This window comes from Streptomyces cinerochromogenes, from assembly GCF_014648635.1.
GTDB lineage: Bacteria > Actinomycetota > Actinomycetes > Streptomycetales > Streptomycetaceae > Streptomyces > Streptomyces cinerochromogenes.
This window is the reverse complement of the sequence record NZ_BMRM01000012.1, coordinates 135,880-161,396: the sequence shown is the minus strand read 5'-3', so window position 1 is coordinate 161,396 and position 25,517 is coordinate 135,880. Positions and strand designations below refer to the sequence as shown.

Annotated in this window: 19 protein-coding genes; 6 read left to right on the top strand and 13 right to left on the bottom strand. The window is 72.2% G+C overall.

The features are described 5' to 3' along the window. Positions 1-13: 13 nt before the first annotated feature. From IEZ20_RS23585 to IEZ20_RS23565, 5 genes are all read right to left on the bottom strand, one after another. Complete coding sequence (locus tag IEZ20_RS23585; RefSeq protein WP_189302021.1) at positions 14-991, bottom strand: ABC transporter permease; 978 nt, start codon at positions 989-991, stop codon at positions 14-16. A 96-nt stretch (positions 992-1,087) separates the two neighbouring features. Continuing rightward, a complete protein-coding gene (locus IEZ20_RS23580) occupies positions 1,088-2,881 on the bottom strand; it encodes an ABC transporter substrate-binding protein (RefSeq protein ID WP_189302020.1) in 1,794 nt (597 codons plus the stop codon). Positions 2,882-2,984: 103 nt separating this feature from the next. Then, the gene (locus tag IEZ20_RS23575; RefSeq protein WP_189302019.1) at positions 2,985-4,025 is read right to left on the bottom strand and encodes an ABC transporter permease; all 1,041 of its coding nucleotides are present in this window, start codon (positions 4,023-4,025) and stop codon (positions 2,985-2,987) included. Between the two features lie 480 nt (positions 4,026-4,505). Continuing rightward, entirely contained in the window at positions 4,506-6,413 is a 1,908-nt protein-coding gene (gene typA, locus IEZ20_RS23570) for a translational GTPase TypA (RefSeq protein WP_189302018.1), read from the bottom strand. 259 nt (positions 6,414-6,672) lie between these two features. Then, the gene (locus tag IEZ20_RS23565; RefSeq protein ID WP_189302017.1) at positions 6,673-9,024 is read right to left on the bottom strand and encodes an ABC transporter family substrate-binding protein; all 2,352 of its coding nucleotides are present in this window, start codon (positions 9,022-9,024) and stop codon (positions 6,673-6,675) included. Between the two features lie 314 nt (positions 9,025-9,338). On the opposite strand from IEZ20_RS23565, the gene IEZ20_RS23560 reads away from it, so the two are divergent. From IEZ20_RS23560 to IEZ20_RS23545, 4 genes are read left to right on the top strand one after another with little or no spacing between them, the layout of a single operon-like run. Further along, the gene (locus tag IEZ20_RS23560) at positions 9,339-9,629 is read left to right on the top strand and encodes an Rv0250c family protein (RefSeq protein WP_189302016.1); all 291 of its coding nucleotides are present in this window, start codon (positions 9,339-9,341) and stop codon (positions 9,627-9,629) included. Positions 9,630-9,656: 27 nt separating this feature from the next. Continuing rightward, the gene (sdhC, locus tag IEZ20_RS23555; protein WP_189302014.1) at positions 9,657-10,478 is read left to right on the top strand and encodes a succinate dehydrogenase subunit SdhC; all 822 of its coding nucleotides are present in this window, start codon (positions 9,657-9,659) and stop codon (positions 10,476-10,478) included. Beyond that, positions 10,478-12,439: a fumarate reductase/succinate dehydrogenase flavoprotein subunit gene (locus IEZ20_RS23550; protein ID WP_189302011.1), complete on the top strand. Its 1,962-nt coding sequence runs from the start codon at positions 10,478-10,480 to the stop codon at positions 12,437-12,439. Before sdhC ends, IEZ20_RS23550 begins: the two co-directional genes overlap by 1 nt. Beyond that, on the top strand, positions 12,436-13,230 hold the full coding sequence (locus tag IEZ20_RS23545; protein WP_189302009.1) for a succinate dehydrogenase/fumarate reductase iron-sulfur subunit: 795 nt from the start codon (positions 12,436-12,438) through the stop codon (positions 13,228-13,230). Before IEZ20_RS23550 ends, IEZ20_RS23545 begins: the two co-directional genes overlap by 4 nt. Here the strand turns inward: IEZ20_RS23545 and IEZ20_RS23540 are convergent. Further along, on the bottom strand, positions 13,187-14,200 hold the full coding sequence (locus IEZ20_RS23540; RefSeq protein WP_189302007.1) for a phosphotransferase family protein: 1,014 nt from the start codon (positions 14,198-14,200) through the stop codon (positions 13,187-13,189). The genes IEZ20_RS23545 and IEZ20_RS23540 overlap by 44 nt on opposite strands. Then, positions 14,197-15,546: a glycoside hydrolase family 18 protein gene (locus IEZ20_RS23535; protein WP_229896227.1), complete on the bottom strand. Its 1,350-nt coding sequence runs from the start codon at positions 15,544-15,546 to the stop codon at positions 14,197-14,199. Before IEZ20_RS23535 ends, IEZ20_RS23540 begins: the two co-directional genes overlap by 4 nt. Before the next feature lie 80 nt (positions 15,547-15,626). On the opposite strand from IEZ20_RS23535, the gene IEZ20_RS23530 reads away from it, so the two are divergent. Continuing rightward, positions 15,627-17,231 carry a hypothetical protein gene (locus IEZ20_RS23530; protein WP_189302005.1) on the top strand — a complete coding sequence of 535 codons (1,605 nt, stop codon included), beginning with the start codon at positions 15,627-15,629 and terminating at the stop codon, positions 17,229-17,231. A 126-nt stretch (positions 17,232-17,357) separates the two neighbouring features. Here the strand turns inward: IEZ20_RS23530 and IEZ20_RS23525 are convergent, their stop codons facing one another. From IEZ20_RS23525 to IEZ20_RS23500, 6 genes are all read right to left on the bottom strand, one after another. Then, the gene (locus IEZ20_RS23525; protein ID WP_189302003.1) at positions 17,358-19,946 is read right to left on the bottom strand and encodes a SpoIIE family protein phosphatase; all 2,589 of its coding nucleotides are present in this window, start codon (positions 19,944-19,946) and stop codon (positions 17,358-17,360) included. A gap of 272 nt (positions 19,947-20,218) precedes the next feature. Next, positions 20,219-20,647, bottom strand: coding sequence for an ATP-binding protein (locus tag IEZ20_RS23520; protein WP_189302001.1), 429 nt, complete (start codon positions 20,645-20,647; stop codon positions 20,219-20,221). A 267-nt stretch (positions 20,648-20,914) separates the two neighbouring features. Further along, positions 20,915-21,340, bottom strand: coding sequence for a (deoxy)nucleoside triphosphate pyrophosphohydrolase (locus IEZ20_RS23515; RefSeq protein WP_189301999.1), 426 nt, complete (start codon positions 21,338-21,340; stop codon positions 20,915-20,917). A gap of 30 nt (positions 21,341-21,370) precedes the next feature. After that, on the bottom strand, positions 21,371-21,562 hold the full coding sequence (locus IEZ20_RS23510; RefSeq protein WP_189301997.1) for an SPOR domain-containing protein: 192 nt from the start codon (positions 21,560-21,562) through the stop codon (positions 21,371-21,373). Between the two features lie 509 nt (positions 21,563-22,071). Continuing rightward, on the bottom strand, positions 22,072-22,824 hold the full coding sequence (locus IEZ20_RS23505; protein WP_189301995.1) for a GntR family transcriptional regulator: 753 nt from the start codon (positions 22,822-22,824) through the stop codon (positions 22,072-22,074). Positions 22,825-22,973: 149 nt separating this feature from the next. Then, on the bottom strand, positions 22,974-24,017 hold the full coding sequence (locus tag IEZ20_RS23500) for a DUF4190 domain-containing protein (RefSeq protein WP_189301994.1): 1,044 nt from the start codon (positions 24,015-24,017) through the stop codon (positions 22,974-22,976). Between the two features lie 249 nt (positions 24,018-24,266). Between IEZ20_RS23500 and IEZ20_RS23495 the strand changes: the two genes are divergently transcribed. Further along, positions 24,267-25,484, top strand: coding sequence for a serpin family protein (locus tag IEZ20_RS23495; RefSeq protein ID WP_229896226.1), 1,218 nt, complete (start codon positions 24,267-24,269; stop codon positions 25,482-25,484). Positions 25,485-25,517: the final 33 nt, after the last annotated feature.

Genomic DNA, 25,517 nt, shown 5'->3' with positions numbered 1-25,517 from the left:
TGGCTGGTTCTTCCTAGGAGAGCCGGATGCGGGGGTCGATCCACGCGTAGGTGATGTCGGTCAGGATGTTGATGATGAGGATGAAGAAGGCGCCGAAGAGCATGACCCCCATCGTCAGCGGCAGGTCCTTGTTGACCGCACCGTCCACCGCGAGCCGGCCGATCCCCTGGAGGGAGAAGGTCAGTTCGGTGACGACGGCGCCGCCCAGCATGGAGCTGACGTCGATGCCGAGCACGGTGACGATGGGGATGAGCGACCCCCGCCAGGCGTAGCGCAGGAAGACGTACTTGCGTGACATGCCCTTGGCCCGGGCGGTGCGCACATGGTCCTCGGCGAGCTGTTCGATCATGGAGGAGCGCGCCATACGGGTGTACTGCGCGGTGAAGATCGTGGCCATCACGCACACCGGGATCGACATGCCGACGAACCAGCCGACCGGGTCCTGGGTGAGGGGGACGTACTTGGGGTCCTCCATCCAGCCGGTGCCGTAGACGAGGATGGTCAGCACGACCGGGCCGAGGAAGTAGATCTGGAAGGAGCTGAGCACCATGGACGCGCCGGTGGCGGCCTTGTCCACCAGCGTGCCGCGCCGGTAGGCGGCGATCATGCCCGCGCCGACGCCGATGAGCAGGAAGACGACGGCACCGCCGGCGGTCAGGGTGAGGGTCAGCGGGAACCGGTCCATGATGGTGCTCCAGACCATGTCCCCCGAGTAGAACGACACGCCCAGGCAGGGGGCCGAGCAGTGTCCGGTCGGGAAGTCGCGGCCCGTCACGATGCCGGACATGAAGTCCCAGAACTGCTGGGCGAGGGGCAGATTGAGGCCGAGGGCCTCGCGGATGTCCGCCAGTCGCTGGGGCGAACAGTCCTTGCCGCAGGCCAGGGAGGCGTAGTCGGAGGGTGCGGCCACGAAGAGGAAGAAGGTCGCCGCCCCGATGAGGAAGAGCGTGACGAAGGCGCCGACCGTGCGCCGGATGATGAACTGAAGCATGGCGGGCTGGCTGCTCTCTGCGACAGACGGTGGGTGGGGTGCGGTCGGACCGGGGGCGCGCCCGCTGCGGGGCGCGCCCCCGTCGTCAGCCGCGGATCACGACTTCAGGTACAGCCGGTTGATGTCGAGGAGGCTGGACACCGAGCCGTACCGGGTACCGCCCACGTTGGAGCCGGAGATCTGGAACTGCTTCGTGTACCAGAGGGGGGCCGCCGGGATGACGTTCTCCAGCAGGTAGTGCTGGGCTTCCTTCCAGGTCTTGGCGGCCTCGGTCGGCTCCTGGGTCAGCGCCTTCTTGATGAGGGCGTCGACCTTCGGGTCCTTGACGTGCGAGTAGTTCGAGGAGCCGTCGGCGACCTGCGAGCCGTCGTAGATCGGGGTGACGACCGTGCCGGGGGACGGCCAGTCCTGGCCCCAGCCGGTGATGTAGATGTCGTACGGGTTCTTCAGCTTGCCGATCTGCTCGTAGTAGCTCGCCGAGTCGACCTCCTTGGCGACGACGTCGATGCCGACCTTCTGCAGCGCGTCCTCGACGGCGACCTTGCGCTTCTGGCCGGCCTCGCTGTTGGGGTAGGCGAAGACGAGCTTCCTCTCGCCGGCCGGGACGCCGCTGAGGATCTCCTTGGCCTTGGCGATGTTGCCCTGCGGGGTCTTCAGCCGGCCGTAGGGGTCGTAGCCCGCCTCGTAGCCGGGCAGCGTCGGCGCGAAGTAGTTCGGGGCGACGTCACCGCCGTAGGCGCCGCCCTCGCCGGCGATGAGGGACTTGGAGTTGACCGCGTAGGTGACGGCCTCGCGGACCTTCTTGTCCTTGACCCGGTCGAGGTTGAAGGTCAGCGTCATGACGTAGGGCTGGTAGCCCTTGACCGTGCGCTTGCTGGCCTCGGGGTTGTTGATGACGTCCTGGATCTGGGTGGCCTCGACGCCGTTGGTGAGCTGGATGGCGTTCTTGTTGTCGCCCTCGTCGGCGATCAGGCGCTTGGTCTGGGTGGACTCGGTGACGCCGAACTGGATGGTGAAGCCGTCGACGTACTGGTGGCGCACGGAGTCGGTCTTCGGGTCCCAGCCGGTGTTCTTCACCAGCTTCAGGGTCTTGCCGGGCTTGTTCTCGGCGATCTTGTACGGGCCGGTGGCGACCGGCTTCTTCTCGTACCGCTCCTTGGTGTCGCCCTTCGCCGGGACGACGGCGTAGCCGGCCATGGCGAGGGTCTGCGGGAGGTCGGGGCGCGGCTGGTCGAAGTGGAAGACCACGGTCTTGTCGTCCGGGGTGTCCAGCACCGAGGCGGGCAGGTGCTTGCCGTCGAAGCCGCCGCCGGGCAGGGCCTTGCGGTAGTCGGCGCCGCTCAGCCAGGTCTGGAGGTAGGTCGGGCCGTCGAAGATGAACTTCGCGTAGAGGCGCTCGACGCTGTGCCGGACGTCGGCCGAGGTGAGCGGGTTGCCGTTCTCGTCCTTGATCCCGTCCTTCAGCGTGAAGGTCCAGGTCTTGCCGCCGTCGGAGGACTTGCCGGAGTCGGTGGCGAGGTCGCCGACGACGGACACGTTGCCCTTGTCGTCCTCCTGGAACTGGGTCAGGCGGCGGAAGAGCAGGTTGGCGACCTGGCCGGCGTCGGAGACGTAGATCTGGCCGGGGTCCAGGTGGGACAGGCCCGCCTCCTGGTACACCGTGATCGTGCCGCCGGGTTTGGCGCCGGGCACCTCCTTGGCGGGGCCGGTCGAACCCGCGGCGCCGGCATAGGTGACCGCCTTCGACTGGACCGCCGCTTCCTGCTGGTCCTTCCTGGAGTCCTTGCCGGACTTGCCGCCCTCGTTCTTGGAGCAGGCCGTGAGAGCGAGGGAGCCGGCCGCGATGGCGATCACGACGGCACGCGCTCCGCGGGCGCGATGAGACATCATGTGGCGAATCCACCTACCTGTCGGTTGTTATCCGTGAGTTCTGCCGGGCGCCGGCCGGCTGGGGCCGGCGGGGGCGGCAGCCACCCCCCACCCAACGGACGACCTACCGCCCGGACTTGGGGTCGAACGCGTCCCGTACGGAGTCCCCGAGGAGGTTGAAGCACAGGACGAAGATCACCAGCGCCACCCCGGGGAAGAACATGAACGCCGGGTCCTGCTCGGCGTACCGCGCGCCGGCGGCGAAGAGGCGTCCCCAGTCGGGTGTCGGTTCGACGAACCCGACGCCCGCGAAGGACAGGAAGGCGATGCTGAGGATGGTGCTGGGCAGCTGGTACGTGAACTGCACCAGGATCGGGGTGACGACGTTGGGCAGGATCTCCTTGCGTACGATCCGCCACGGCGAGGCCCCGGAGACCTTGGCCGCCTCCACGAACTCCCGTTCCCGCAGGGACAGTACGGTCGACCGCACCAGCCGGGCCATGCCCATCCAGCCCAGCAGCCACAGCACGATCAGCATGGCCAGGGCACGGAAGTAGGTCGGCGTCTCCTCGCGGGGGTCCACGAAGAACGACGTCACGACGGGCATGAAGGCGATGAAGAACAGCTGCTGCGGGAAGGAGAGGAAGAAGTCGGTGCCACGGCCGATCCAGTAGTCCGTGCGTCCGCCGAAGTAGCCGCCGATCAGGCCGATCACGACGCCGGTGACCATGATGAGGACGGTGATGCCGAGCGCCATGTACAGCGAGGTGCGCATGCCGTACAGCAGCATGGCGTAGAGGTCGCGGCCGTACTGCGGTTCGACGCCGAACCAGTGGTCTCCCGAGACACCTCCCAAGTAGCCGAGCGGAAGCCCGAATTCGTCGAGGACGGGCTTGTCGGCGTAGGTGGGGTCCTGGCCGTACAGGGTGTACGGATCGGTGCCCGGCAGCTTGACCAGCAGCGGGGCGAGCAGGGCGACGAGGAAGTAGCCGATCACCACCAGGGCGCAGACGACACCCGTACGGTCGCGTTTGAAGCGCAGCCACATCAGCTGGCCGGGGGACCGGCCCGTGAGCTTGACGGCCTCCGTCCTCGTCTTTGGCCCTGGTTCGCCGTCGACGACGAGCGGAGCCCCGCCGCCCTCTATGTCGATAGGACTTGTCACGGTTTGTCCGTTTCACAGGTATAAGTATGGGAGGTGCCCGCGTACTCCAAGGACGCGCGTGACCGCAGCCGGACGCGCGTAGTTACTGGGGTTCCCTCCTCGTGACTCCACGTGTTCACCAACAGGAAGGGGTTTCCGTCTTCCCTCCGACACCCCTGACGGAGGGGCAGACACCCCCTGGTGCTCGTGAGTCGGCACTGTCCCCACAGTGCGAGACCCATTGACCCGAGCGCTACGCGGCTAACTATCTGCCATGGGTCGACTACCGACCACTGCCCGTAGATCTCAATTCAGTCACAGCTCGCCTCTACATCTTCCAAAATCTGGACAAACTGTTCGTCGGAAGAAGGCGCGAAACGGACTTGTTACATGGCTATCGGGCACTGATCTCCGCATGTCGGACATGCGGCCCCCGAAAACGGGTTGCAAAAAGCCCGGATGCCCCCACCAGGGGGGCACCCGGGCTCAAATGCCGGTGTGTCAGCTGTGCTTGGCGCGGCTCGCGGAGCGGGCCCGCTCCCGCTGGTCGAGCACGACCTTGCGGATGCGAACGGCCTCCGGGGTCACCTCGACGCACTCGTCGTCGCGGCAGAACTCCAGCGACTGCTCCAGCGACAGCTTGCGCGGCGGCACGATCGCCTCGAACGAGTCGGCCGACGACGACCGCATGTTCGTGAGCTTCTTCTCCTTGGTGATGTTGACGTCCATGTCGTCGGAGCGGGAGTTCTCGCCGACGATCATGCCCTCGTACACCTCGGTGCCCGGCTCCACGAAGAGCACGCCGCGCTCCTGGAGGTTCGTCATCGCGAACGCGGTGACGGCGCCGGAGCGGTCGGCGACGAGGGAGCCGTTGTTCCGGGTCGTCAGGTTGCCGAACCAGGGCTCGAAGCCCTCGTGGATGGAGTGGCCGATGCCCGTGCCACGGGTCTGGGTCAGGAACTCGGTACGGAACCCGATCAGACCGCGCGAGGGCACCACGAACTCCATGCGCACCCAGCCGGAGCCGTGGTTCGACATGTTGTCCATGCGGCCCTTGCGGACGCCCATGAGCTGCGTGACGGCACCCATGTGCTCCTCGGGCACGTCGATCGTCATGCGCTCGACCGGCTCGTGGACCTTGCCGTCGATCTCCTTGGTGACGACCTGCGGCTTGCCGACGGTCAGCTCGTAGCCCTCGCGGCGCATCTGCTCGACCAGGATGGCGAGCGCCAGCTCACCACGGCCCTGCACCTCCCAGGCGTCCGGGCGCTCGGTCTCCAGGACGCGCAGCGAGACGTTGCCGATCAGCTCGCGGTCCAGGCGGTCCTTGACCTGGCGGGCGGTGACCTTGCGGTCCTTCACGGCCGCCTTCGCGTCCGCGCCCTTGCCGGTGCCGCCCCGGCCGACCAGCGGCGAGGTGTTCGTGCCGATCACCATGGAGATCGCCGGCTCGTCCACCGTGATCAGCGGCAGCGCGACCGGGTTCTCCGGGTCGGCCAGCGTCTCGCCGATCATGATCTCCGGGATACCGGCGACCGCGCAGATGTCACCCGGGCCCGCCTTCTCGGCCGGCTTGCGGGTGAGCGCCTCGGTCATCATCAGCTCGGAGATGCGGACGTTGCTCACGGTGCCGTCGCGCTTGATCCAGGCGACCGTCTGGCCCTTGCGCAGCTCGCCCTGCTCGACGCGGAGCAGCGCGATACGGCCGAGGAAGTTGTCGGCGTCGAGGTTGGTGACGTGGGCCTGGAGCGGGGCGTCCTCGTCGTAGGTCGGGGCCGGGATGTGCTCCAGGATCGTGGAGAAGAACGGCTCCAGGCTGGTGGAGTCGGCCGGGACCGTGCCGTTGTCCGGCTTGGTCAGCGAGGCGATGCCGTCACGGCCGCAGGCGTAGACGATCGGGAACTCGATCTGCTCCTCGTCCGCGTCCAGGTCGAGGAACAGGTCGTAGGTCTCGTTGACGACCTCGTCGATGCGGGCGTCGGGGCGGTCCGTCTTGTTGATGCACAGGATGACGGGCAGCCGGGCCTGGAGCGCCTTGCGCAGCACGAAGCGGGTCTGGGGCAGGGGGCCCTCGGAGGCGTCCACGAGGAGGACGACACCGTCCACCATCGACAGACCGCGCTCGACCTCGCCGCCGAAGTCGGCGTGGCCGGGGGTGTCGATGATGTTGATGGTGATCGGGTCCCCGCCGTCCTTGGGGTGGTACTTCACCGCCGTGTTCTTGGCGAGGATCGTGATGCCCTTCTCACGCTCCAGGTCGTTCGAGTCCATCATGCGGTCGTCGACCGAGTCGAGCTGGTGGGCGGCGAACGCGCCGGCCTGCTTCAGCATGCCGTCGACGATGGTGGTCTTGCCGTGGTCGACGTGAGCGACGATGGCGACGTTGCGGATGTCGTGGCGCGTGGCCATAAGCTGCCGTACTCCCGGAAGTGTGAGGATCGCCCTGCGCGTACGTCCGTGTCGCGCGGGCCCTGCCGGGCTGGACACGCCACGGCCTCACCCCATGGTACGGGTGCGCCGCCGCTGGGGCTCGCCGGGATCCGACGGCGCGGTCCGGCACGGCCCCGGACGCACCCGGCGAGCAGGGCCGTGCCCACCCTTCCCGGGCTCGGCTCCGCCCGCTCGGGAGGGACCTCCGCCGCCCCGCGGAACGACTGCTCGCGGTGGTCTATTTCCCGGGGCTCGGCGACGACACCTTCGCTCCCTTCTTCAGGAAGCCCATGTCCTCGTAGACGGGCGTCTGGAAGCCGAAGGCCCCCGCGTTGACCACGTTCTTGCGTGCCCCCACCAGCTGCGGGCGCTGGTACAGCGGGATCGAGCCCGCCGCCGCCCAGATGCGGGCGTCGGCCTTGCGGATCAGGTCCCGCGCCTCGCCCTCGTCCAGCGTGGTCGCGGCCTGGTCGAAGAGCTGGTCGACCTGGTCCGTGCCGACCCGGGTGTAGTTCTGCTCGACGTTCACCGAGCCGTCCGCGGCCGGGACGGGCTTGGCGTAGACGGGCCGGGCGTCGGTCGCCGGGAAGGCGGAGGACGGCCAGGAGTACAGGGCGAGGTCGTAGTCGCCGGCGGCGATGTGGTCCTTGAAGTAGCTCTCGTCCGACACCTTGGTGATCGTCGTGCGGATGCCGACCTGCTCCAGCATCGCGGAGATCCGCTCGGCGACCGAGTTCAGGGTCTGCGAGCCGGGTCCGGAGGGCAGGACGAAGCGGAGCGCGAGGGGCTTGCCGTCCTTGGCGAGGGGCCCGGCCGGAGCGGCGGCCGGGGCGGCCGTGCCCTTGGGGGCGTAGGCGCCGGGCGCGCCGCCGTGCTTGCCCTCCTGCGCGAGGTGCCGGTCGGGGTGCTCGTGCTCGTCGCCGGGGGACTCGTGGTGCTTGCCCTTGCCGTCGGTGCCCCCGTGACTCCTGCCGCCGCCGGTGCCGCCGTGCGCCCCGCCGTCGCCGTGCCGGTCGTCGTGGCCCTTGTCGTCCTCCCCGACGATGTACTCGCCGTCGTCGCCGCCGTCCGAGACGTCCCCGTCCTCCTTGCTCCGCTTGTCCTTCTCCTGCTTCTGCGGGCCGGCCGCCTTCTCGCCCTTCTTCTCCTCCTTCAGCGGGCCGCCGCGCACCCAGCCGGCGTCGGCGAGCAGCGCCTGCGCCTCCTTGGCGTCCTGCCCGCCGATCGCGCCGCTGTTGTCGGCGTACGCGGCCTGCCCGGACAGCGCGAGGTGGCTGCCGACGGGTACGGCGGGCAGCCCCAGCGGGGTGAGCACCAGGCGGGCCAGCTCGGTGCGGTCCAGGGCGCGGGCGACGGCCCGGCGGACCCGTTCGTCGGTGAGGGGGCCGGTGGAGCCGTTGAGGGCGAGCTGGGTGTAGACGGGTTCCAGGGACTTGCGGACCTCGATGTCGCGCAGCGCCTGCTGCTGCTCCAGGTAGCGGGTGACGGCCTCGCGGAGCTTCTTCTTCCCGGCCTGTACCTGCTCGGAGTCGAGGCCGTGCGCGACCGCCCACGCGCGCAGCTTCTTCACGGAGGTCCTGCCCCCGGCGCCCTGGAGCGGGGTGCCGGTGCCCTTCTCCCGGTGGGCGAGGCCGATCCGCTGGGCGTCGGCGGGGTCGATCTCGGCCAGGTCCACGCTGCCGTCGGCGAGCGCGGTGGCCCGCTTGTCGCGGGGGACGGCGTGCAGCACGATCTGGTTCAGCTTGGCGGGCTTGCCCCACCAGCGCGGGTTGCGGGTGAGGACGACGTCCTTCTTGGCGGTGTCGACCTTCTCCACCTTGAAGGGCCCGGCGGTGACCTTGAGCTTGCGGCGGGCGCCGTCGTTGAAGGCGTCCGGGGTGCCCATGACGTCCTTCGGGTACAGCGGTGAGAACAGGGACTTCCAGTCGGCGTAGGGGCGGGAGAAGGTGACCCGGACCTGGAGGTCGTTGGCGCCGCGCTCGATCTTGGCGATGCGGTCGTAGCCGGCGTTGCGGGCGGTCCAGTAGGCGCTGTTCTTCCCGGACAGGGCGCGCCACTGGGCGACGAAGTCGGCGGCGCCGATCTCCCGGCCGTCGCTCCAGACGGCCTGCTGGTTGAGCTTGTACAGCACGACCTGGCGCGGCTCGGTCTCGATGACCTTGGCCGACTCCAGATAGGCCGGGTTGGCCACCGGCCGGCCGGCGGAGTCCAGCCGGAACATGGAGGGCAGCACGGCCTGGGCGATGCGGCTGGTGCCGGTGTCGGCGTCGGCCTGGAAGGTGTTCAGGGTCTCCGGTACGGCGTCCACGGCCCACTTCAGGGTGCCGCCGTCGGCGACCAGGTCCCGGGCGACCGGGGCGATGTCCTGCGGCGCGAGCGGGCTGCTGACCTCGTCGTCGTCACCGCAGCCGGCGAGCAGGGGGACGGCCAGGGCGCTCGCGCTGAGGAAGACGAGGGTCCGCTGGAGACGCCGGGACCGTCCTTCGGTCGTCTGCGGGTGCGTCGTGGCACCCGGCGCCCCGCGGCGGAGCCGCCGGTCGGTGCGGCCGCGCGCCCCTTCAGGACGCTGCCCAACGCCGTCGTAGGACATCTCTGCTACCTCCAGGAAGCCGCGGGCCTTATGCTCACATTTGTCGGTATGTGGAGCTGATCACGTTTGGCGGTATATGGAGCTGATCAGATCTATGCGGCCACTGAAGAGGAAAGGATCCGGCAACAGCGGGCGACACGGCGACGACAGCCGGTAAGCCCACCCGTGCGGCGCAACACACCGGGCGATGCACCCGTACGCCCCGGCCAATCGCTGCACATCCCTTCACACCGGCAGGCGTGAGGCGCAACACTCCAAGGCGCATGAACGTTGCCGTCCATGGCCCGCCGGACCCGCGGAAGCGAGGGCAAGTCATGTCCGTGCACGACGACATCAACGCCGTCCAGCGCTGCCTCGACGACCTCCACCGGTCGCTGGGCCGCCTGGAACACCAGCTCGGCAGCGGCGGCCTGGAGATACGCCGGGTCCGTCTGGACGCCGACCACCTGCGCGAGAGCGTGGCCCTGCTCCGGGACGCCGCCGCGGCCCCGGCCACGCAGCGCCGGCCCGACCTCGTCACCATCTCCGACGCGCCCTACGACATCAGCCTGTGGACGGACACGGACGACGAGGGACTGGGCGCCCGCGACCGCCGCGCCCCCTGATCAACCGCTACCGACCGGAGTCCCGACTTGGCTACTGGTACGGAACCCCAACAGAACAGCGGCGGCGTACGCGCCCGTACGCGCGCCGCGATCGCCGCCCCGCACCTGCGGACCGACCGCTGGTGGCTGGCGCCCGCCGTCACCGCGGCCGGTCTGCTGGCGTTCGTCGTGTACTCGACGTGGCGGGCCTTCGCGGGCGCCGACTACTACGCGGCGCCGTACGTCTCGCCGTTCTACTCCCCCTGCCTGGCGGAGAACTGCCGGACCATGCGCGCCGGGCCCAACGCCGACCTCTTCGGCTCCTGGTGGGGCATCTCCCCCGCGATCATCATCCTGATCTTCCCGCTCGGCTTCCGGCTGACCTGCTACTACTACCGCAAGGCCTACTACCGCGCGTTCTGGGCGTCCCCGCCCGCCTGCGCGGTCGCCGAGCCGCACCGCACCTACACCGGCGAGACCCGCTTCCCGCTGATCCTGCAGAACGTCCACCGGTACTTCTTCTACGCCGCCCTGCTCGTGGCCGGCGTGCTGACGTACGACACCGTGCTGGCCTTCCGGGACGAGCACTACCGGTGGGGACACATGGGCCTCGGCAGCCTGGTCTTCCTCGCCAACATCGTGCTGATCTGGGCGTACACCCTCTCCTGCCACTCCTGCCGGCACATCGTCGGCGGCAAGCTCAAGCACTTCTCCCGGCATCCCGTGCGCTACCGGGCCTGGCGGTTCGTCGGGCGGCTCAACGCCCGGCACATGCAGCTGGCCTGGGCCTCGCTGCTCAGCGTGGCGTTCGCCGACTTCTACGTGTACCTGGTCGCGTCCGGCGTCCTCGACGATCCGAGGTTCTTCTGATGGCAGCGGTGGAACGGCAGCAGTGGGACGTCGTGGTCGTCGGCGCGGGCGGCGCCGGGCTGCGCGCGGCGATCGAGGCACGCGAGCGCGGCGCCCGTACGGCGGTGATCTGCAAGTCGCTGTTCGGCAAGGCGCACACGGTGATGGCCGAGGGCGGCATCGCGGCGGCGATGGCCAACGCCAACGAGCACGACACCTGGCAGGTCCACTTCCGCGACACCCTGCGCGGCGGCAAGTTCCTCAACCAGTGGCGGATGGCCGAGCTGCACGCGCAGGAGGCCCCGGACCGGGTGTGGGAGCTGGAGACCTGGGGCGCTCTGTTCGACCGGACGAAGGACGGCCGGATCTCGCAGCGCAACTTCGGCGGCCACGAGTACCCGCGCCTCGCCCACGTCGGTGACCGCACCGGTCTGGAGCTGATCCGCACGCTCCAGCAGAAGACCGTCGCCCTCCAGCAGGAGGACTTCCGCGAGACCGGGGACTACGAGTCCCGGCTGAAGGTCTTCCAGGAGTGCACGGTCACCAGGATCCTCAAGGACACGGCATCCGACAGCGGCTCCGCCGCGGGCCGGGTCTCGGGGGTCTTCGCCTACGACCGCGAGACCGGCCGCTTCTTCGTCCTGGAGGCGCCCGCCGTGGTCCTCGCCACCGGCGGCATCGGCAAGTCCTTCAAGGTCACGTCGAACTCGTGGGAGTACACCGGCGACGGTCACGCGCTGGCGCTGCTCGCGGGCGCGCCCCTGCTGAACATGGAGTTCGTGCAGTTCCACCCGACCGGCATGGTCTGGCCGCCGTCGGTGAAGGGCATCCTCGTCACCGAGTCGGTGCGCGGCGACGGCGGGGTCCTCAGGAACTCCGAGGGCAAGCGGTTCATGTTCGACTACGTCCCGGACGTCTTCAAGGAGAAGTACGCCGAGTCGGAGGAGGAGGCCGACCGGTGGTACGAGGATCCGGACCGCAACCGGCGGCCCCCCGAGCTGCTCCCCCGCGACGAGGTGGCCCGCGCGATCAACGCCGAGGTGAAGGCGGGCCGTGGCTCCCCGCACGGCGGGGTCTTCCTGGACGTGTCGACCCGGATGCCCGCCGAGGTGATCCGGCGCCGGCTGCCGTCCATGTACCACCAGTTCAAGGAGCTGGCGGACGTCGACATCACCGCGGAGGCGATGGAGGTCGGCCCGACCTGCCACTACGTGATGGGCGGCGTCGCGGTCGACTCCGACACCGCGGCGGCCCGCGGGGTGCCGGGGCTGTACGCGGCCGGTGAGGTGGCCGGCGGTATGCACGGCTCCAACCGGCTCGGCGGCAACTCCCTCTCCGACCTGCTGGTCTTCGGCCGCCGGGCGGGCTGGCACGCGGCGGAGTACGCGCGGGCACTGGCCGGCCGGCGCCCGCCGGTGGACGACGTCCAGGTCGACGCGGCCGCGGCCGAGGCGCTGCGGCCCTTCTCCGCGGAGGCGGGAGGGGACGGCGAGACGGTGTCGCCGGAGAACCCGTACACCCTGCACCAGGAACTCCAGCAGGCGATGAACGACCTGGTCGGCATCATCCGCCGCGAGGGCGAGATGGAGCAGGCCCTGCACAAGCTGGCCGAGCTGCGGGCCCGGGCCCGGCGGGCCGGGGTCGAGGGCCACCGCCAGTTCAACCCCGGCTGGCACCTCGCCCTGGACCTCAGGAACATGCTGCTGGTCAGCGAGTGCGTGGCCCGGGCGGCGCTGGAGCGCACCGAGTCACGCGGCGGGCACACCCGCGAGGACCATCCGGCGATGGACCGCGCCTGGCGCAACGTGAACCTGCTGTGCACCCTCGCCGACCCCGCCGGGGGCCTCGCCGCGGCCGACCCGGCCCGGGGCCAGATCCGTCTCGCCCGCGAGACCACCGAGCCCATCCGCCCGGACCTGCTCGCCCTCTTCGAGAAGGAGGAGCTGGTCAAGTACCTCGCCGAAGAGGAGCTGTACGAGTGAGCAGCTACGAGGCCCGCTTCCAGGTGTGGCGGGGCGACGAACAGGGCGGCGGCCTGGAGGACTTCACGGTCGAGGTGAACGACGGCGAGGTGGTCCTGGACATCGTCCACCGCCTCCAGGCCACCCAGGCGCCCGACCTCGCCGTGCGCTGGAACTGCAAGGCGGGCAAGTGCGGTTCGTGCTCGGCGGAGATCAACGGCCGGCCGCGGCTGATGTGCATGACCCGCATGTCGGTCTTCGACCGTGCCGAGACCGTCACGATCACCCCGCTGCGCGCCTTCCCGGTGATCCGGGACCTGGTGACGGACGTCGGCTTCAACTACGAGAAGGCCCGGGAGGTCCCGGCCTTCGTGCCGCCGTCCGGGCTGGGCCCCGGCGAGTACCGCATGTTCCAGGAGGACGTGGACCGCGCGCAGGAGTTCCGCAAGTGCATCGAGTGCTTCCTGTGCCAGAACACCTGTCATGTGGTGCGTGACCACGAGGAGAACAAACAGGCGTTCGCCGGTCCCCGCTACCTGATGCGGGTCGCCGAACTCGACATGCACCCGCTGGACGCGGCGGCCGAAACCGGCCTGGAGCGCAGCCGCACCGCCCAGGACGACCACGGCCTCGGCTACTGCAACATCACCAAGTGCTGCACGGAGGTCTGCCCCGAGGGCATCAGGATCACCGACAACGCGCTGATCCCGCTGAAGGAACGGGCGGTCGACCGCAAGTACGACCCGCTGGTGTGGCTCGGGGCGAAGATCAGGAGGCGTCCCGCAGAAGGCCGAGCGCCCGCCGGAGATTGAACTCCGCGATCCCCTGCATCGCGTCCCGCTCCGGGAAGTCGCCGTCGAGCAGCCGCAGCGGCCCGGCGACCAGGCTCAGGTGTGTCGCGAGCCGGTACAGGGCCATCCGGTCGGGGTCGAGGCCGGGGGCGCGCAGCACGTCGTAGGCGGGCCCGAAGCGGAGCTGGAGGAAGACGTGCTCCCACTCGGCGTCGAAGTACATCAGGCCTTCGACGTCGATGAGCGCGGGATCGCCGTCCGGGGTCACCAGGACGTGGTCCGGGCCGAGTTCGCCGTGCACGAGGGAGGTGTGGCCGCGCGGTCCGACGGCACCCGCGAGGTCCCGCACCCGCTCCGTCAGCGCCTCGCGCGCCGCGCGGACGCGGGGGTCCCGCTCGGCGGCGTCCGCGATGTCCCGGACCGCCCGGTCGGTGACGACCCGCGCGCAGGAGCCGCCGAGCGCGGTGCCGCCCTCCGCCACCAGGAGGGCCTTGCCGTGCCCGGCGGCCGTGCACTCCCGCAGCGCCCCGAGCACCCCGGCCAGCCGCTCCAGCGGCACCCGGGCCGCGTCCGGCTCGTCGCGCAGCAGCCGCTCCAGGCTCGGGCCGCGGATGTCCTCCACGACCGCCGCGGGCGCGGGCAGGTGGACGGCGTCCTCGTCGGCGAGGAGCAGCCGCGGCACGCGGACGCCCAGCTCGGTGAGCCGGTGGTGGGCGGCCAGGAACAGACCGATGCCGGAGGCGTGCGAGAAGGTGTCGCGGATGTCGGTGCCGGACGGCCCCCAGTAGTCCTCCTCCGGGGACCAGACGTACGCGATCGCGGTGCTGCCGTCGTCGAGGACGAGCCGGTAGACGCCCTTCTTGGAGCCGCCGCGCAGCCGGTGCACGGCGGCGGGGGCACGGCCGAGGGCCGCGCGGGCGAGCGGGGCGAGGCCGTCACGGGTGAGGGGGGCGCGGGCGTCACGGGTGAGGGGGGCGCGGGCGGACGTCATGGCGTACGGACCCAGTCCTTCCGATAGGCGGTCCAGTCATCCTCCGTGGCGGCGAAGTCGACGTACAGGGCGACGCCGAAGCGGGCACGGTCCGCGTCGGTCCGGGACAGGCCCAGCCGGACGCCCCGCACGGCCGCCGGGACGGTCTCGGCGTGCGCCCAGTGGCCGAACCGGTTCTCGTGGTAGAAGGGCAGGCCCATCAGCAGGTCGGTGCCCTCCGGGGTGACCTCCAGGGCGAGGCTGGTCTGCTGGGCCACATAGCCGCCGTACAGGCTCTGCAGCGGCTGCATGGTGTCGTACGACATGACGGCGATCTGGTCCACCCGGCGGGCCACCTGCCCGAAGTACGCCTGCGACCACCACTTGGGGTGGCCGGTGGTGGCACCCCAGAAGGAGTGGAAGGCGGGCAGCGGGTCGATCTGGTGGGCGGCGACGGAGAGCACGGCGCCCCGGGCGTGGGTCAGCTCGCGCAGGTCGTCGAGGAGGCCGAGGTAGTCGCGGTCGCCGGAGTGCAGGGGTTCGAGGTCGAAGTGGGCGCCCTGGAAGCCGGCGGCGAGGACGGAGCGGGTCGAGTCGAGGACCGCCGCGCGGGTGGCCGGTCGGTCGAGCCGCAGCCCCTCCGGACCCTCACTGGCCAGCTTGTCCCCGAGCCAGGCCTGGACCCGCACCCCGGGCAGCTCCCGGTGGACGGCCGCCGTCAGCCAGCGGGCCTTCGGGTACGCGGACGCGGGGAGTGTGCCGTCGTGCTCCAGCGGCCCCGCGTGCACGTACAGATCCCGGATCCCGGTGTCGCTCAGACGCCGGGCGAGGGCCTTGACGTCCTTGCCGGTCTTCCGTCCGTCCACCCAGGCGTGCCCCAGCCAGAGGGCGTCCTGGTGGCGGGTGCGGGTGCCGGGGGCCGGATCGCCGGTGTAGTTGAGCCGGAGGGCCGTCTCGGCGGTGAGGAGCGGGAGCAGGAGGAGGGCGAGGACGACGGAGGTGACACGGAGGATGCGGCGACGGCGCTTGCGGGCCGGCACCCCCTCCGGCCGCTCGCCCGCAGCCGACGGCTTGTCGTCCGCCTGCCCCTCGCCGGTCGGGTTCCCGTCGGCCGGGCTGTCGGCGGTGGGGGTGACGCCGGTCGGGTTGTCGCCCGCGGGCTCCTCGCCGGTCGGGTTCTCGTCCGCCGGACTCTCGCCCGCCGGGTCTCCGCCCCTCTGGCTTCCGCCCGCCGGGTCTCCGCCCCTCTGGCTTCCGCCCGCCAGGTTCCCGTCCGTCGGGCTCCCGTCCGTCGGGCTCCCGTCCGTCGGGCTCCCGTCCGTCGGCTTCCCGGCCGGCCGGCTTTCGCCTGTCGGGTTTCCGTCCATCCCGTCCCCCTGTCCGCCTGGTCCCCCACCCGTATCCGTACCGCTCGCGGAGCCGCCGACCTGCCCATACGCTCCGAAATGTGACGTCCTCCCTGGAACGGGGCCGGCCCCGGCGTGCCTCCCCACCGCACATACGGGCGCGGGTGGCGCATGCCGTGCTGGGTGCTCTGGTGGGAGCCGGGTGGCTGGTGCTGCCGGTGATGACGGTCGCGGACCATGATCCGGTTCCCGTGGCGAGCGCCTCCGCCCCGCAGGAGGACGGGACGTCGGCGGCCGACCTCGTGCTGCCGCTGGTCGCCGGGGTCGCGGCCGTGTCCCTGGCCGGGTACGGCTACCTGCGGCGCACCCGCCGGGCCCGGACCCGGACGACTCCGGGCACCGTCCCCGCACACCCGGCCGTGCCCGCCCCGGCCGACTCCGAGCGCCAGGCGCGGGCGGCACTGCGGCTGGCCGACGACTGCGTACGGACCAGCGGGGAGGAACTGTCCTTCGTACGGGAGCTGTTCCCGGAGAAGCAGACGGAGCCGTTCACGCACGCGCTGCGGGCCGCCGAGACGGAGCTGTCGGCCGCGTTCGCGATCTGGCGGCGGTACGAGGAGGGCGTCCCGGAGGAGGCGAGCGCGCGGCGCCAGGCGCTGGTCGGGGTGATCGGCCGCTGTGCGGAGGCCGGGCGCCGGCTGGACGCGGAGGCGGAGGCGCTGGACCGGTTGCGGGGGCTCGGCGAGGAGCAGGAGGGCGGGGAACGGGGGGTGGCGGCGGCGCTGGTGGTGGCCGAGGAGCGGTTCCGGGAGCTGGCGGCGCGGGCGGTGACCGCGCAGGGCATCCTGGCGGATCTGCGGGAGCGGTACCCGCCCTCGGCGGTCGGCCCCGTCAGCGGGTACGTCGAACAGGCCAAGGACCGGCTGGTGTTCGCCACCCTCCGGCTCAACGAGGCCCGCCAGGCCGTCGACGCGGGCGAGCCGCGTCGGGCCGCCCGGCGGCTGCGCGCCGGAGAGGGTGCGGTGGTCCAGGCGGGGGTGCTGGTCGGCGGGGTGGAGCGGCTCGCGGCGCGGCTGCGGGAGGCGGCCGGGCTGGTACCGGCGGCGCTGACCGGCGCGGAGGCGGAGCTGGCGGCGGTCCGGAACGGCACCGGGACCTCGCTGACCACGGGTGCGCCGCACCCCCGGCTGTCCTACGCCGACGGGGTGCTGGCGGCGGTCCGCGAGGAGCTGACGGAGGGTCCGTACGATCCGCTGGACGCGCTGCGCCGGATCACCCGGGCCGCCGAGCGGCCGGCCGGGGCGGCGCGGAGCGGGGTGCTGGACACGGCGGCGCTGCTCGTGGCGCGCAGTTCCGTGGCCGGGGCGGAGGAGTACGTCGCGGTGCACCGGGGGGCCGTGGGCACGGAGGCCCGGGCCCTGCTGGCGGAGGCGGTCCGGGAGCTGGGCGCGGGCGACACCGCCCGGGCCGACGCCGTGGCCCGGGAGGCACGGGACCGGGCCGAACGGGACGTGCGGTCCTACGGCACCCCCCGCACCGAGGCCCACGCGGCCGGACTCACCGGCGCCCTCCTCGGCGGAATCCTCCTCCCGGATGCCCCGGAGGCCCGGGATGCCCCGGAGGCCCCGGATGTCCGGGAGGCCCCGGAGCCCGACCGTCCCGCCGCTTTCGGCGGACCGCGGACCCGTGCGCGCCACGCCGCGTGACCCGCTTCCGACGGCCCCTCGGCACCGCCACCGCAGCCCACCCACCGAGCCGGGTGGGTGGGCGGTGCAGGCCGGAAGGGGCTCAGCGATCGCCGCCGCCGGGCCCGACGGGTGGGCGATGTCCGGTCAGAAGAGGCTCAGCAGTGCCTCCGCCGGGTCGGTGAGGGTTCCGTCCCCGCCCGGCAGCGGCAGTTCGAACCACACCGTCTTGCCGCGGGGTGTCCGGCGGGAGCCCCAGGCCGCGCTGAGGAGACCGACCAGTTGCAGGCCCCGTCCGCCCTCGTCGGTGTCCCGGGCCCGTCGGCGCCTCGGCTGGACCAGTCCGGAGTCCCAGACCTCGCAGACCAGCGTGCGGTCGAGCAGCAGCCGCAGCCTGATGTCCCCCTCGCCGTACCGGAGCGCGTTCGTCACCAGCTCGCTGACCAGCAGTTCCGTCGTGTCGACCAGCGGCTCCAGGTCCCAGGACAGCAACTGCCCGCGAGCGTACTCCCGGGCCCGGCCCACGCTGCGCGGCTCCCGCGGCAGGGTCCAGTCGCCGACCGAGTCGGCGGGCAGCCCCTGCACCCGGGCCATCAGCAGCGCGATGTCGTCCTCGCCGTGGTGGGTGTCCAGGGTGTTGAGGACGTGGTCGCAGACGTCCTCCAGCGGGCGGGAGGGGTCCGTGAGCGCGCCGATGAACGCCTGGAGGCCCTCGTCCAGGGGGTGGTCGCGGGACTCGACCAGGCCGTCCGTGTAGAGCGCGAGCAGTGCGCCCTCCGGGAGTTCGACCTCCACCTCCTCGAACGGCTCGCCGCCCACCCCGAGCGGCATCCCGGGTGGTACGTCGAGCATGAGCGCCGCCTCGCCGGGCTCGACCAGGACCGGCGGCAGATGGCCGGCGTTGGCGAACGTACAGCGTCTGGTGACGGAGTCGTACACGGCGTACACGCAGGTCGCCAGGTACACCTCCGAGAGGTCGGCGTCCCGGGGCTGACGGGCCGCCCGGGTCGCCTGCTGGACACCGCCCGGCGTGCCGAGCCCGCGTGCGATCTCGTCCAGCGCCGAGAGGACCTCCGCCGGTTCCAGGTCCAGCAGGGCCAGCGTGCGTACGGCCGTGCGGAGTTCGCCCATCGCGACCGCCGCCCGCAGACCCCGCCCCATGACGTCCCCGACCACCAGCGCCGTACGGTGCCCGGGGAGTTCGATGACGTCGAACCAGTCGCCGCCCACCTCGGTCGCCGCGTTGCCCGGCAGGTAGCGGCAGGCGATGTCCAGACCGGAGGCCTCGGGATCACCGGGCGGGAGCAGGGACCGCTGCAGTATCAACGCCCGTTCGTGCTCGCGGCGGTACAGACGCGCGTTGTCGATGCAGACCGCGGCCCGCGCCGCCAGTTCGACGGCCAGGTCCCGGTCGCGGTCCCCGAACGGCTCGCTGCCCTTGGTACGGGCGAACTGGGCGAGCCCCACGACGGTGTCGTGGGCGACCATCGGCACGGCCAGCGTGGACTGCACGAGGCCACCCTCCTCGGCGGGCACGTGCTGCGGCCGGGCGGTGCGCAGGGCGTCCGCGCAGGGCGAGTTGAACGGGAAGTGGTGGACCGCGCCGACCTCGACGGCTTTCCCGGAACCGCTGAAGGGCGCCCCGGAGACGGCGCTGGCGAAGGCGACCCGGCGCAGTTCGGCGCTGCCGTCGGCGAGTCCGGGCGGGGTCTCGTCGCCGGCCAGCAGGCCCTGGTAGAGGTCGACGGTGGCGAGGTCGCAGAAGCCGGGGACGACGACGTCGAGGAGTTCGCGGGCCGTGGTCTCCAGGTCCAGGGAGTTCCCTATGCGGGCGCCGGCCTCGTTGAGCAGCGCCAGGTTGCGGCGGGCGGCGGCGGCCTCGCGGGCGGCGGCCCGGCGGGCGGTGATGTCGGTGCCGAGCCAGGCGATGCCGATGGGCCGGCCGGTGCCGCTGTGCACGCGGTAGAGGTTGACCGACCAGTGCCGGCGTTCCTCCGAGCCCGGGACGAAGCCGGTGATGTGCATGTCGGTGATGGACTCGCCGGTCTCCAGCACCCGCCGCAGGGTGGCCGAAACCCGCTCGGCCTCACCGCGCAGCAGATAGTCGTGAACCCCCTTGCCCCGGTGGTCGTCCGGGGTTCCGCCGAAGACGGAGGCGAAGCGCATGTTGGCCCGGCGGACCCGCAACTCGGCGTCGATCAGCAGGAATCCGAAAGGGGATTGACCGAAAATCGCCTGCGAGGCGGCGAGATCGGTCTCGATGCTGCGCAGCGTGCGGACGTCCACGACGATGCAGACGGCGGCCTTCTCGCCCTCGGCGGTCCGCGTCGGCATGACGTAGACCTCGGCCAGCCCCTCCTCGCCGCGCGTGCCGTCCGGCCGGTCCGGCATCCGGAACGGCACCACCCCGGTCCACTCGCGCCCGTCGAGGATTTCGGCCATCTTCCGCTGGCCGCGATCGCGCAGGTCGGGGTCGATGAAGGCCTCTATCGGGTCCATGCCGACGGCGCGTTCGGCGGGGATCCCGAAGAGCTGCTCGGCACGCAGGCTCCACTGGTCGACCAGTCCGCCGGGGCTGATGGAGAAGGACGCGACCTTGATGTAGTCATAGATCGAACCGGGCGGACTGCTCTGCCACATGGCGTCACCGGGTGCCGCGGCAGCCTCCGCGGTCTGACTCCTCGCGCCGTCCGACGGGTCCTCGGACTCCGTGGCCTTCGCTGGTATCTCGCTCACGCGAACCGTCCCCTCCAGCTCACCGCGTCCGGCACCGGTCACCGGGGGCGGCTGCCCGCAGTATCCAGCACTACGGCGCCGCACGACACGGTGTTCACGATCACAGCTCGGTCCAGGTCTTTTTCGGACCGGTCCGTGACAACACTTCCACTCTTCTAACCAGGGAACACACCGCCGAACCACCCACCGCCGGGCCGTGTGCGCCCCCGGCGCGCACGATGGACGGCACGCTGACGGCTGTACACCCCCGTGCCCCCGCGGCTGCCGCGGCGTCACCCGGGCACCGCCAGTTCGAACCAGACGGTCTTTCCGCTCTCGCCGGGACTGGTGCCCCAGCGGCGGGAGGAGCCGGCGACCAGCTGGAGGCCGCGTCCGCTCTCGTCCTCGGGGTGCGCGACACGTTCCCGCGGCGGGTCGGGGAGCGGGTCGGAGACCTCCACCCGCAGCGTGTCACCGATCCCGGCCGGGCGGACCAGCCGTACGCCGATGGGGCCGGCGGCGTGCCGCAGCGCGTTGGTGACCAGCTCGCTGACCAGCAGCTCGGCGAGATCGGCGAGGCAGTCGAGGTGCCAGCCGTACAACTGGTCCCGGACCGCCGCGCGGGCGGCGCGCACGGCGCCGGGTTCCGCCGGAAAAGTCCACTCGGCGCAGCCGCCATCGGTGTGGATCACGCCGATCACTTCCCAGGCCAGGGAGCCCACCCATGTCCGGTTTCATGGGGTTAATGGGCACATACCCGATATCGAGGCGGCAGTACCGCGCGAGAGGGCGCACGGTGGCACCTCCGGCGTATGGGGAGGCGCCTCCCGGCTCGGGGGGTGTGGTGGTGCGGCGACCGCGGGTTCGTCGCGGCCGTCGCGGTCACGCGGCGACAGCCTCGGATCCGGCGCGGGCCCGCACCCCTCCCGGGCTGCGCCCCGCGCCCACGGTCGGGGCCAAAGCCGCTCCCCGCACGACGCCCTCGCGCGCTACACCCCGCCTCGCCATCGGGCCGTCACCTCGCGCACCGCCGGCACGTCCTGGTCCAGCCACGGCACGTCCCACAGCTCGGCCCGCGTCAGCCAGCGCAGCTCGTCGTGGTCCTCGAGGGGGCGGGGGCCGGGTGAGCCCGGGCGCAGGCGGGCGGTCCACACCTGGAGGACGTACGGCGTGCGCAGGGGCCACTCCCCGGGCACGCGGCCGAGCGGCTCGGCGTCGACGCCCAGTTCCTCGCGCAGTTCGCGCACCAGCGCGTCCTCGGGCCGCTCCCCCGCCTCGACCTTGCCGCCGGGCAGCTCCCAGCGCCCGGCCAGGTCGGCGGGCGCGCTGCGGCGTGCGGCCAGCAGCCGGCCGCCGTCGAGCAGGGCGGCTCCCACCACCACGATCCGTTCCGCTCCGGGGGTCATGCGCGTCATGGAGCGGAGCCTACGGGAGTGCGCGCCCGGTCAGTTCTGCGCGCCGTCCCGGTTCTGGCCGATGCGCTCGACCCAGTAGAGCTGCTTGTGTCCCCGGTCGTCGAGGCTGTCGGCGATCTTCTGCGCCTCCGCGCGGGTCGCGTACCGGCCGACGCGGTAGCGATTGCCGTTGTCGTCCTGCCGTATCACGATCCAGGGAAGGGAGACCGTGCCCTCACTCATGGCCCCCACCGCCCGCGTTCCTTCTCGCACCACCCCACCTGCTTCCCGTCCCGGGCCCCCGCAGTGCCCCGCCTAAGGAAACCCCAATCCGCATATGCCCGAGCGTACGCCCAACCTTCACGCTGCGAATACGGCTTTTCACAAAGAGGTACGCAACCAGCCAGAACGCCGGGGGCGCACGGGACCGAATGCGCCGCCCTGAACTCCGTCGGCTCGGGTCGGGGGCATATCCGGGGAACCGCTGACCACCTGCGAAAACGGCCGGATCGCTGCGACGCGGAAGGGGCCCGTGGGGTACCGGACGGCGGGGGTGACCGCGCGTGAGGCGCACGGGGGTGTGCGCTACCTCACGCCGAGGGGGTCCCGGCGCACCGCCCGGGCGGGCGCGGTCACTTGGCGGACGGGGTCACGCGACGGGCGGGGACACCGGGCGGACGCAGTCCCTCGTCGGGCAGGACCACCGGGCGGAACACGGCCGCTGACGGGCCGGGTCACCGGGCGCAACGCGGTCACTTGACGGGCAGGTGGTAGGCGACGCGGTAGCGGTCGGCGGGGATGACGACGTCGGCGGTCTCGACCGGGCGGCCGGAGGCGAAGTACGTGCGCTGGACGACCAGGACCACATGACCGGGGACGCCGCCGAGCAGGTGCAGCTCCTCGGCGAGGCCGGGGCGGGCGCCGACCTCCTCGGTGACGTTGTCCACGATGACGTCGATGGCCCGCATGCGCTCGACCACGCCCATCCCGCCGAGCGGCCCCTCCTCGGGCAGCATCACGGGGGTGCGGCCGGTGACGGCGAGGGGCTCCCAGGAGGTGGAGAGCATCATCGGCTCGCCGGCCTCCCGGAAGAGGTACTTGGTGCGCATGACCCGGTCGCCGGTCTGGATGGCGAGCCGCTCGGCGATGGCCGCGCCGGCCTCGGCCTGCTCGCTGCTGGACTCCCAGGTGCCGCGCACCGAGGCGTCGGCCTGCTCCTGCCGGAACGGGGTGGCGCCGCCCGCCGGGCGGTATCCGGAGCGGGCCACCCTGCGGGGCACGGGCCGCTCGCGCACGTACGTCCCCGAGCCGGAGCGGCCCTCCACCAGACCCTCGGCCATCAGCACCTTGCGGGCTTCGAGCGCGACCGTGTCCGAGACGCCGTACTCCTCGCGGATGCGGGCCTGGGAGGGGAGACGGGTGTGGGGCGGGAGTGAACCGTCGACGATCTTCTTGCGGAGATCACCCGCGACGCGCAGGTACGCCGGCTGCTCACCGAAAGTCACTGGCCGCTCCCCTCAGGTTGTACAGACAGCAACAGCCTGGCAACCGTGGGTTGTGCCATGCAAGCAAAGGCCAGAGAATCACTCGATGTGATGACAAAAGGCCGGGGAGGGCTTTACCCAGGCGGTTTCTCCCCCGTATAGGCGTGCTCTCACACCTGGACGCTCGTGCCGGCTCCGTCGTCGCCCGGCGGGACGGTGGTGGCGAGCCCCAGGGCCGTGCGCGCGGCGACCGGCTTGCGGGCGCCGCCCGGCCGGTCGTGCGCGCGCAGCATCCCGGCCTGCTCGCCGAGCGCGGTCGCCACCCGGCCCGCCCACGCCTTGTGTCCGGGCAGGTCGTCCTCCACGTACTCCTCGTCCGGGGCGGTGTCCAGGGCCGCGTCGAGGACGTGCGCGGCCTTCAGGTAGGCGACCTGGTGGGCGTCGAGGACGGTCTCGTCGTTGCGCAGCGACCCGGTGAGGTCCGCTCCCTCGTCGGTGTCGCCGAACACGCAGGTGACCTCGCGGTCCCCGGCCGACCAGCTCTCCTCGGTCGGCGACAGGTAGGAGACGGCGACGTCCTCCGGGACCGCCCAGCGGTCCATCGCGTAGCCGTCCTGGAGGTTCCGGCAGCGTTCCTCGGCGGTGTCGGCGACCGCGTCGTCCCCGGGGTAGGCGCCGCCCGGCAGCCGGAAGGAGGCGAACACCTCCCCGTCGTGCGCGCCGGCGCACGACACCGTGTCCACGTCGTAGGTGTCGCCGGTCAGCGCACCGTCCGGCGCGTCGAAGCACTCGCCCTCCGCGAGCGAGATCGTCGCGCCCTCGCGTGCGCCCTCCTTGAACCCGTGCCACATCGCCGCCGCGCCGCCCGTGGCGATCAGCAGCGCCCACAGCGCGAGCCCGACCCCGGACAGCACCGCACCGCCAACGGCCAGCCCCGTCCCGCGCTCGCCGCGCCGGCGGATCTGCCGCAGCGCCACCAGCCCGAGGACCAGCCCCACTCCGGGCAGGAAGCACAGCAGCCCGAGCACCAGGGAGGCGATGGCGAGGCCGTTGACGGGCGCCGGGTGGTTGTACGGGCTGTAGCCCTGCGTCCACGGCTGGTAGCCCGCCGGTTGCGGGTACGGCGGCGGACCGTACGGCCCGTGCGGCTGCGACGCCGGGGGCGGAACGGGCCCTTCCGGCTGGCGGGGGCCGGGAGGCGGAGGGAGGGACACCGGTACCGTGCTCCTGGATCGGGCGGCGGCAGCACGGGACCGGGCGGCCGTCCGGCGGCTGGACTGACGTACGACTGGCCGCATGGTAAGCGGCACACGAGCGGGGGCGGAATGCGGGTGGGGGGCGGGGCAGGACGGCGGGGCGGGAGCGGAGCCGCAGGTGAGCCGGCCCGGTGAGCGGGCCGGGGTGTGAGGACGTACGTGTACAAGGGGGAAGCAGGAATGAGCAGCGCCGTGGGGGAGCGACGAGTGAGCAAGGTGACCGAGGAGACGGTCCGGTGTGTGAACGGGCTGACCGCCCGCTGGGCCGGGGCCCTGGCCGAGGGCACGGTGTTCTCCGCGCCGGGCGTGTGGCCCCTGCTGGCCTTCCTCGCCGACGGCGCGGCCGGTCCGGCCCGCGCGGAGCTGGCCGGCGCGCTGGGCGTACCGGCCGAGCGGGCGGCCTCGGCCGGGCGGGAGTTGCTGGCGGGGCTGGCGTCGGTGTCCGGCCTGGACGCGGCGCTCGGGCTGTGGACGCACCACGGGCTGGCCCTGCGCGAGGAGTGGCGGGCCGGGCTGCCCGCCGGGACCCACGGGGTCTTCGGGGACGACCTCGTCACCGCGCAGGAACGGCTGGACGCCTGGGCGGCCGAGCGGACCGGCGGGCTGGTCGAGCGGATGCCGGTGACGCTGACCCGGGAGGCGCGGATGGTGCTGGCCACCGCTCTCGCGCTGCGCACGACCTGGCGCCAGCCCTTCACGGAGCAGCCGCTGCGGCCCGGCACCGGCCCCTGGCAGGGACGTACCCTGCGCGGACTGCACCGGCGCAGTGTGCGGCCGGACCGGGTGGGGGTGACGGGCACCCCCGACGGCTTCGTCACCGCGCTGACCGTCCCCGGGGACAACGGCGTCGACGTCCACCTGGTCCTCGGCGAGGAGCGCATGACGCCGGGTCAGGTGCTCGCGGCCGGTGTCGGCGTCGTGGAGCGCGGCCTGCCGCTGACCGCGGGCGGCGCGCTGCCGCACGGGCACGTGGGCCCCGGTCTGCACGTGGAGCAGCAGCCGGCCACCGCGCCGGAGCCGAGGACGCTGGACGTGACGACGGTGGCGTACGAGGTACGGGCCGACCACGACCTGCTCGCCCTGGCGGGCCTCTTCGGCCTCACGGCGGCCATGGACACCGACGCCGGGCACTTCCCGGGGGTGAGCCCCTACCCGCTGGCCGTCGGGGAGGCCCGCCAGTCGGCCGTGGCCCAGTTCGGCGCGCTCGGCTTCCGGGCGGCGGCGGTGACGGCGGTCATGCCGGTGCCGGCCGGTGCGATGCCGCAGTACCGCTACGAGACGACGGTCGTCCGGGTCACCTTCGACCGTCCCTTCGCCTTCCTCGCCGTCGACCGCGAATCCCGCCTGGTGCTGGCGGCGGGCTGGGTGACGGAACCGGCGCCCTACCCCGTCCCGGGTGTTCCGGGGGCCCCGCCGGTGCGGTGACCGGCGGGACCGCATGCGAAAGGGGGCCGGACC

Excerpts from the sequence above, each read along its gene's own strand:
- IEZ20_RS23585 (WP_189302021.1), bottom strand. The coding sequence starts at position 991 with ATGCTTCAGTTCATCATCCGGCGCACGGTCGGCGCCTTCGTCACGCTC.
- IEZ20_RS23580 (WP_189302020.1), bottom strand. The coding sequence starts at position 2,881 with ATGATGTCTCATCGCGCCCGCGGAGCGCGTGCCGTCGTGATCGCCATC.
- typA (WP_189302018.1), bottom strand. The coding sequence starts at position 6,413 with ATGGCCACGCGCCACGACATCCGCAACGTCGCCATCGTCGCTCACGTC.
- IEZ20_RS23565 (WP_189302017.1), bottom strand. The coding sequence starts at position 9,024 with ATGTCCTACGACGGCGTTGGGCAGCGTCCTGAAGGGGCGCGCGGCCGC.
- IEZ20_RS23560 (WP_189302016.1), top strand. The coding sequence starts at position 9,339 with ATGTCCGTGCACGACGACATCAACGCCGTCCAGCGCTGCCTCGACGAC.
- IEZ20_RS23550 (WP_189302011.1), top strand. The coding sequence starts at position 10,478 with ATGGCAGCGGTGGAACGGCAGCAGTGGGACGTCGTGGTCGTCGGCGCG.
- IEZ20_RS23540 (WP_189302007.1), bottom strand. The coding sequence starts at position 14,200 with ATGACGTCCGCCCGCGCCCCCCTCACCCGTGACGCCCGCGCCCCCCTC.
- IEZ20_RS23535 (WP_229896227.1), bottom strand. The coding sequence starts at position 15,546 with ATGGACGGAAACCCGACAGGCGAAAGCCGGCCGGCCGGGAAGCCGACG.
- IEZ20_RS23515 (WP_189301999.1), bottom strand. The coding sequence starts at position 21,340 with ATGACGCGCATGACCCCCGGAGCGGAACGGATCGTGGTGGTGGGAGCC.
- IEZ20_RS23510 (WP_189301997.1), bottom strand. The coding sequence starts at position 21,562 with ATGAGTGAGGGCACGGTCTCCCTTCCCTGGATCGTGATACGGCAGGAC.